The 7,897-nt window shown below is 64.2% G+C and carries 8 protein-coding genes; 7 read left to right on the top strand and 1 reads right to left on the bottom strand.

Annotated features, from left to right (window positions below):
* Positions 1-1,557, top strand: a 1,557-nt coding sequence (ureC, locus tag B3D39_RS00800) for an urease subunit alpha (RefSeq protein WP_286789290.1), incomplete at its 5' end; no start/stop codon positions are given.
* 8 nt (positions 1,558-1,565) lie between these two features.
* On the opposite strand, the gene B3D39_RS00795 is transcribed toward ureC, so the two are convergent.
* The gene (locus tag B3D39_RS00795) at positions 1,566-1,910 is read right to left on the bottom strand and encodes a hypothetical protein (RefSeq protein ID WP_274962987.1); all 345 of its coding nucleotides are present in this window, start codon (positions 1,908-1,910) and stop codon (positions 1,566-1,568) included.
* A 70-nt stretch (positions 1,911-1,980) separates the two neighbouring features.
* On the opposite strand from B3D39_RS00795, the gene ureE reads away from it, so the two are divergent.
* The 6 genes from ureE to B3D39_RS00765 all read left to right on the top strand — a co-directional run.
* Complete coding sequence (gene ureE, locus B3D39_RS00790) at positions 1,981-2,511, top strand: urease accessory protein UreE (RefSeq protein WP_078548022.1); 531 nt, start codon at positions 1,981-1,983, stop codon at positions 2,509-2,511.
* Positions 2,504-3,142, top strand: coding sequence for an urease accessory protein UreF (locus B3D39_RS00785; protein ID WP_274962995.1), 639 nt, complete (start codon positions 2,504-2,506; stop codon positions 3,140-3,142). The genes ureE and B3D39_RS00785 overlap by 8 nt, the downstream gene beginning before the upstream one ends.
* Before the next feature lie 9 nt (positions 3,143-3,151).
* Complete coding sequence (ureG, locus tag B3D39_RS00780) at positions 3,152-3,778, top strand: urease accessory protein UreG (RefSeq protein WP_274962986.1); 627 nt, start codon at positions 3,152-3,154, stop codon at positions 3,776-3,778.
* A 289-nt stretch (positions 3,779-4,067) separates the two neighbouring features.
* Entirely contained in the window at positions 4,068-5,348 is a 1,281-nt protein-coding gene (urtA, locus tag B3D39_RS00775; RefSeq protein ID WP_078605092.1) for an urea ABC transporter substrate-binding protein, read from the top strand.
* Between the two features lie 58 nt (positions 5,349-5,406).
* Entirely contained in the window at positions 5,407-7,389 is a 1,983-nt protein-coding gene (urtB, locus tag B3D39_RS00770; RefSeq protein WP_274962985.1) for an urea ABC transporter permease subunit UrtB, read from the top strand.
* Positions 7,390-7,480: 91 nt separating this feature from the next.
* Positions 7,481-7,897, top strand: a 417-nt coding sequence (locus B3D39_RS00765) for an ABC transporter permease subunit (protein WP_414717952.1), incomplete at its 3' end; no start/stop codon positions are given.

Here is a 7,897-nt window from a genome sequence, read left to right as displayed (position 1 = left end):
GTGATCCGCGACGGCATGGGTCAGAGCCAGGTTTCCCGCGCGGGCGGCGCGGTCGATACTGTCATCACCAATGCGCTGATTGTGGACCATTCGGGAATCTACAAGGCGGATGTCGGCCTGAAGAGTGGGCAGATCGTGGCGATCGGCAAGGCGGGCAATCCCGACACCCAGCCGAATGTCGACATCATCATCGGGCCGGGGACGGAAGTCATTGCCGGGGAAGGGAAAATCCTGACCGCTGGCGGGTTCGACGCGCATATCCATTTCATCTGCCCGCAGCAGATCGAGGATGCGCTGGCGTCGGGGATGACGACGATGCTGGGCGGCGGCACGGGCCCCGCGCATGGCACGCTGGCCACGACCTGCACGCCGGGGCCTTGGCACATCGCGCGGATGCTGCAGAGCTTCGACGCGCTGCCGGTCAACCTCGCGCTGTCGGGCAAGGGCAATGCCTCGCGCCCCGAGGCGCTGGTCGAGATGGTCGAGGGCGGCGCCTGCGCGCTGAAACTGCACGAGGATTGGGGCACGACGCCGGGCGCGATCGATTGCTGCCTGTCGGTGGCCGACGACATGGACGTGCAGGTGATGATCCACACCGACACGCTCAACGAGAGCGGCTTCGTCGAGAATACGCTCGCCGCGATCAAGGGACGTACGATCCACGCCTTCCACACCGAAGGCGCGGGGGGCGGCCACGCGCCGGACATCCTGAAGGTGGTGAGTGCGCCGAATGTGATCCCGTCTTCGACCAACCCGACGCGGCCCTATACCGGCAACACGATCGAAGAGCATCTCGATATGCTGATGGTGTGCCATCACCTCGATAACAAGGTGCCCGAGGATGTGGCCTTCGCGGAAAGCCGTATCCGGAAAGAGACGATTGCGGCCGAGGATATCCTGCATGACATGGGGGCGATGTCGATCATCAGCTCGGACAGTCAGGCGATGGGGCGCGTGGGCGAGGTGATCATTCGCTGCTGGCAAACCGCGGACAAGATGCGCAAACAGCGCGGGCGGTTGCCGGAAGAGCAGGGCGACAATGATAACGTGCGGGTGAAGCGGTTCATCGCGAAATACACGATCAACCCGGCGATCACCCATGGGATGAGCCAGCATATCGGCTCGATCGAGGTGGGTAAGCGTGCCGATCTGGTGCTGTGGAACCCGGCCTTCTTCGGCGCGAAGCCCGATATGGTGCTGATCGGCGGGTCGATCGTCTCGGCGCAGATGGGCGATCCGAACGGGTCGATCCCGGCGCAGCCGTTCTACACGCGCGACATGTTCGGCGCGCTGGGTGGCGCGCGGCATGCGAGTTCTGTCACCTTCGTCAGTCAGGCGGCGCAGGCCAACGGGCTGGCGGCGAGCCTGGGGCTGCAGAAACAGACGCTCGCCGTCGAGGGCACGCGCGGCATCGGCAAGGCGCAGATGATCCACAATGCGGCGACGCCCGAGATCGACGTGCATCCCGAGACCTATGAGGTGCGCGCGGATGGCGAATTGCTGACCTGCGCACCGGCGGAGGTTCTGCCGCTGGCGCAGCGTTACTTCCTCTTCTGAGGATGGCGTCAGCCGCCGGATACGAGGCGCAGCCCGCGGTCCGAGTCCCTGACGAGTTCGGGCAGGCGGTGCCGCGTCGGATCATGCGGTCGCGTCTGCAGCGTGCGGGTCACTTTCTCGCGCTGAAAGGCCGGGTCGGCGCGGATTTCGGGCGGCAGCAGGCGCGGCTCCAGCACCTGGCGGCGGCTGGTGACGATCTCCACCTTCGTCCAGCGGCCGAGACAGGGCATGTCGGGCTGGGTAAGGTAGGCTTCGCGCAGCTCCGCCTCGCGGCGTTTGAGTTGTGCGATCTGCGCGCGGATCTGGGCCAGCTCGTCCGCGGGAGTGCGCGGTTCGAAGCAATGGTGGAACATTGAAAGACTCCTTTGCTGCAGAGCAGTCTGCGGTCGGAGGTTTGAGAAAGCGTTAAGGGGAGCCGAGAGAATGAGCGATTATCCCAAGGCCGAGAAAGTCGCGCCGAAAGGTGCCTGGCAGGCGGCGGTCGACTATGTGGCGCTGGATTACGAGGGGCGGTTCCTGCGCCGCAAGCGGCTGGTTGCTGGCTCGGGCGCGGGGTTTCTGGTGGATCTGCCGGAGGTGACCAACCTCACGGGCGGCGAGGCCTTCGTGCTGGAGGACGGTCGCTTCATCGAGGTGCGCCCGGCGCTGGAGCCGGTGCTGGTGGTGACGGGCGATCTGACGCGGCTGGCCTGGCATGTCGGCAACCGTCACACGCCCTGCCAGATTGAGGCGGAGCGGCTGGTGATCCGGGCCGATCATGTGCTCGAAGCGATGCTGAAGCAGCTGGGCGCGGAGGTTTCGCCCGCGGTCGAGACCTTCCAGCCTGAGGGCGGCGCCTACGGGATGGGGCGCACGATGGGGCATGAGCACGGGCATTCGCATCACCATGGGCATTCCCATTCGCATGACCACGACCATTCGCACAGCCACGACCATCATCACGACCATGCCTGATCCAACCGCGCCTCTGTCCCTGATGCAATGGCTCTCCCCGGCCTTTCCGACCGGGGCGTTCGCCTATTCGCATGGGCTGGAGCAGGCGGTGGCGGCGGGTGAGATTGTCGATGCGGTGGGGTTCGCCATTTGGCTGGGGAATGTGTTGGAGCATGGCGCGGGCTGGTCGGATGCGGTGCTGCTGGCCTGCGGACTGCGGGGCGGCGATCTGGAGGAACTGGACGCGCTGGGGCGTGCGATGGCAGGTTCGGCCGAGCGGCTGCGCGAGACGGCGGAACAGGGCGCGGCCTTCACGCTGGCGCAGGCCGGGTTGCGGGGCGTCGAGCTGCCACCGCGGATCTTGCCGGTCGCACTGGCCGAGGCGGCGCGCGATCTGGACCTGCCGGCCGCGCAGGTGATTTCCCTTTTCCAGCATTCGTTTGCGTCGAACCTTGTCTCTGCGGCGATCCGGCTTGTTCCTTTGGGGCAAATCGCGGGACAAACGGTTCTGAGTGAGCTGCACGGAAAAATCGCCGAGATCGCGGCACGCGCGGCGCAGGCGGAACTGACTGACCTGAGCTTCAGCGCCTTTCGCGCCGAGGTCTCGGCCATGAAACACGAGACGCTCGATGTGCGTCTCTTCAAGACTTGAGGTGAGGATATGGGCAACGGACCTTTGCGCGTGGGAATTGGCGGACCGGTGGGCGTGGGCAAGACCACGCTGACCGAGCAGCTGGCGCGGGCCTTGGCGTCGCGCGTGTCGATGGCGGTGGTGACGAACGATATCTATACGCGCGAGGATGCCGAGGCGCTGATGCGCGCGCAGGTCCTGCCGGGCGAACGTATTCGCGGCGTCGAGACGGGGGGCTGTCCGCATACCGCAATCCGCGAGGATGCGTCGATCAATCTGGCGGCCATCGCCGATCTGACCGCGAAACTCCCCGATCTGGAACTGGTGCTGATCGAGAGCGGCGGCGACAATCTGGCGGCGACCTTCTCGCCGGAACTGGCCGATCTGACGATCTATGTGATCGACACGGCGGCGGGGCAGGATATCCCGCGCAAGCGCGGTCCGGGGCTGACGAAGTCCGATCTTCTGGTGGTGAACAAGGTGGACCTCGCGCCGCATGTTGGCGTCGATCTGGCGCAGCTCGAGGCGGATACGCAAACCGCGCGCGGGTCGAAGCCCTATGTCATGGCGCGGCTGCGCCAAGGTGCGGGCATCGAGGAGATCGTTGCATTTCTCGAGCGCGAGGGTGGTTTGGCGCTGAAATCGATTCCAGCCTGATAACGAAATAGTTGCCCATTTATTGGGCGAAAACTCACAATTTGTGCGAAAACTTCGGCAGACCCGCCCATTCGGCGGGTTTTTTGCTGCGTGGTGCCGGAATTTTTTGCCGCATCGCAGCGCGAGGGATTGGATGTCGGAGGCGCTCGGCTGTGCGCCCCTGGTCGGAGGGATGGCCTCGACCGTTACCAATAGTGGAGGTTCGACACCTGCAGAATGAGCCCATCAAGGGCCGCGCAGGGTCGACGCTAACGAGGGAAATGAAATGATCAATCGGCGTAAACTTATGATGTCTGCGGCTCTGGCCGGGGCCATGTCGATGAGCGGGGGCTTCGCCTTCGCGCAGGAGGACGACAAGATCAAAGTTGGCGTTCTGCACTCGCTGTCGGGCACGATGGCGATCTCGGAAACCACGCTCAAGGACACGGTCCTGATGCTGGTCGAAGAGCAGAACAAGAAAGGCGGCATCAACGGCAAGATGCTCGAGGCGGTCGTGGTCGACCCGGCCTCCGACTGGCCGCTGTTTGCCGAAAAGGCGCGCGAGCTGATCACCGTGGACAAGGTCGACGTGATCTTCGGCTGCTGGACTTCCGTGTCGCGTAAATCGGTTCTGCCGGTCCTCGAGGAACTCAACGGTCTGCTGTTCTACCCGGTGCAATACGAGGGCGAGGAAAGCTCGCGCAACGTGTTCTACACCGGTGCGGCCCCGAACCAGCAGGCGATCCCGGCGGTCGACTACTTCCTCGAGGAACTCGGCGTCGAGAAATTCGCGCTGCTGGGCACCGACTATGTCTATCCGCGCACCACGAACAACATTCTCGAAGCCTATCTGCAGGACAAGGGCATCGCGAAGGAAGATATCTTCGTGAACTACACGCCCTTCGGGCAGTCGGATTGGTCGAAGATCGTCTCCGACGTGAAGGCGCTGGGCGCGGACGGCAAGAAGGTCGGCGTGATCTCGACGATCAACGGCGACGCGAATATCGGCTTCTACAAGGAACTCGCAGCCTCGGGCATCACCGCCGAGGACATCCCCGTCGTGGCCTTCTCGGTCGGCGAAGAGGAGCTGTCCGGTCTGGGCGAGGCGGATCTCAAGAACCTCGTCGGTCAGCTGGCCGCGTGGAACTACTTCGAGAGCGCCGACACGCCCGAGAACGCGGCCTTCATCAAGCAGTGGCACGCCTTCACCGGCGACGACAGCCGCGTGACCAACGACCCGATGGAAGCCACCTATATCGGCTTCAACATGTGGGTGCAGGCGGTCGAGCAGGTCGGCTCCACCAATGTCGACGAAGTCATCGCCGCGATGCCGGGGCAGGAATTCCCGAACCTCACCGGCTCCACCGCGAAGATGCTGCCGAACCACCACCTGACCAAGCCGGTCCTCATCGGCGAGATCATGGAAGACGGTCAGTTCGACATCATCTCGCAGACCGATCCGGTGCCGGGCGACGCCTGGACCGACTTCCTGCCGGAATCGGCGGTGCTCAAGTCGGATTGGCCGGGTCTCGATTGCGGCATGTACAACACCGAGACCGAAACCTGCGTTCAGAAGAAATCGAACTACTGATCGTGTCTTGTCCGGGAGGGGTGCGCCTCTCCCGGCCGTTTCATCCTAAGGGGACGGGATGCGCAAGTTTTTGATCGCGCTCGGGATTGTTCTGGCATTGGCTCTGCCGGGGCTGGCGCAGGACGCGGGCGACGCGCCGCAGGCGGAGGCCACGCAAAGCGAAGCCACGGGGCTGCGCGCCGTTCTTCAGGACTATGCCAAGCAGATCGCGAAGCCGTCGCGCCGCACTATCGGCCCGGTCATCGAGGCGGTCGCCGGTTCGGGCGAGGGGGCCTCGCGCTTCCTGCAGGCCTGGTCCGACAAGCGCGTCGGGCTGCGCGAAAGCGACGGCGCCTTCTTCATCGTGAAGAAATCCGGCAGCGAATACGAGCTGAGCGATCCGGTCACCGGGAAGCCTGCCGGCACCGCGCCGAAATCCGACATCAAGGAAGTGAAGCCGAATTCCGGCGTGCGGGCCGAGATCGGTGTGGCGCTGGTGCGGTTTCTGCTCAGCGACCCCGATCCGAAGAAACGCCGCGAGGCGCTGACCGCGATCGACCGCAACGGCGAGGCCTCGCATCTGGAGCCGCTGCGCGCCTCGATCCCCGACGAGCCCGATCCCGCGATCAAGGCCGAGAAGCAGCGGCTGGAACGTCTGTTGACGATCCGCTTCGGCAAGGATGCCGAGGAGCGCGTCGCGGCGATCGACAGTTTCGGCGCCGATCTGGGGCTGGATTTCCGCGCGACGCTGAACCCGCTGGTGGCGACGACCCGCAGGGTTTTCGAAGGCGCGCCCGAGGGCAATGTCGCGCAGACGCTCAAGCCGGGCCGCGATCTCCCCGAAGATGAGGCCTATGCGATGCTGGTGAGCGCCGATCTGGCGCCCGCGCGGATCTCGGCCTCGGAAATGCAGCAGGCATTGGCTGCGCATGTCGAGAATGGTCAGGTGGGCGGGCTGCCGCTGGCCGCGATGGCCGATCCGGCCAAGCGCGAGGAGGCCTATGCGACGCTGTCCGCTGCCGGCGAGGTGCCAACACGTCTGACCGATGCAGAGGCTGAGAAACTCGTCGCAAATCACCAATACGCCGATATCTATGCCGAGCCGGACCCGGAAGTGACCGCCGCCGCCGAGGCTGCGCTGACCCGGGTGAGCCGCACGGTGGCCGGGATGCAGACGGTCGATCTCGGCCTCGATGCGCTCTCGCTCGCCTCAATTTATTTTCTCGCCGCCATCGGGTTGGCGATCACCTTCGGGGTGATGGGCGTGATCAATATGGCCCATGGCGAGTTCATCACCATGGGCGCTTATACCGGCTATGTCGTGCAGCTCTTCGTGCCCGATTACACGCTGTCGATCCTGATCGCGCTGCCTTTGGCCTTTGCGATCACCTTCGGCGCGGGCGTCGCGATGGAGCGGCTGGTGATCCGGTATCTTTACAAACGTCCGCTGGAAACGTTGCTCGCGACCTTCGGTATCTCGATCGCGCTGCAGCAGCTCTTCAAGAATATCTTCGGCACGCAGGCCCGTCCGCTGACTTCGCCGCCGTGGCTGGAAGGGGCGTGGACGCTCAACGACGTGGTATCGATCAGCTATATCCGCATCGCGATCTTCGTCTTGGCGCTGATTTTCCTTGCCCTCTATCTCTGGGTGATGCGCAAGACCCGCCTCGGGCTGGAGGTCCGCGCGGTCACGCAGAACCCGTCGATGGCGGCGTCTATGGGGATCAACCCGGATCGCATCAACATGCTCGCCTTCGGGTTTGGGTCTGGCATCGCCGGGATCGCGGGCGTGGCCATCGGGCTCTTCGCGAAAGTCACCTCCGAGATGGGGCAGGACTATATCGTGCAGAGCTTCATGACGGTCGTGGTCGGCGGCGTCGGCTCGATCTTCGGCACGCTGGCGGGCGCGACCCTGATCGGCGTGCTGCAAAAGGGGATCGAATGGCTGAACCCGTCGAACACGCTCGCGGCGCAGACCTACATGATCCTCTTCATCATCATCTTCATCCAGTTCCGCCCGCGCGGCATCATCGCGCTCAAGGGCCGGGCCGCGGGGGATTGAGCATGCAACAGACCGCTTTCCCTTCCAATTGCCTGAAATATCCCGGGGGGACTGGGGGGCTGGCCCCCCAGCTTGGGCGCGAGGTGCAGATATGAAATCCGGTTTCCTCGCCAAGAACCCGTCCGTCTTGTGGTTCCTGCTGATCCTCGCGGTCTTCACGTTGGGCGTCACCTTTCTCTCCCATGCCTACGGGCCGGGGGCGATCTCGACCTCGATGGTCAAGACGCTGGGCAAGACGCTGTGCCTGTGCCTGATCGCCATCGCGATGGATCTGGTCTGGGGCTATACGGGCATCCTCAGCCTCGGCCATTTCGCCTTCTTCGGGCTGGGCGGTTACATGATCGGCATGTGGCTCATGTATGAGCGCACCCGCGACATCGTGCTGAAATCTGCAGGCGAATTCCCGATGACGCCGCAGGAGGTCAATGATGCGATCGGCACGCAAATCTTTGGCGTGGTGGGTGGATCGGACTTGCCTGCGATCTGGACCTTCGCGGGCAACCTGCCG

It is taken from the genome of Thioclava sp. UBA3469 (assembly GCF_002378135.1).
Classification (GTDB): Bacteria; Pseudomonadota; Alphaproteobacteria; order Rhodobacterales; family Rhodobacteraceae; genus Thioclava; species Thioclava sediminum.
Note: the sequence above shows the minus strand (reverse complement) of the source record. Positions and strands in the feature narration are given on the sequence as shown.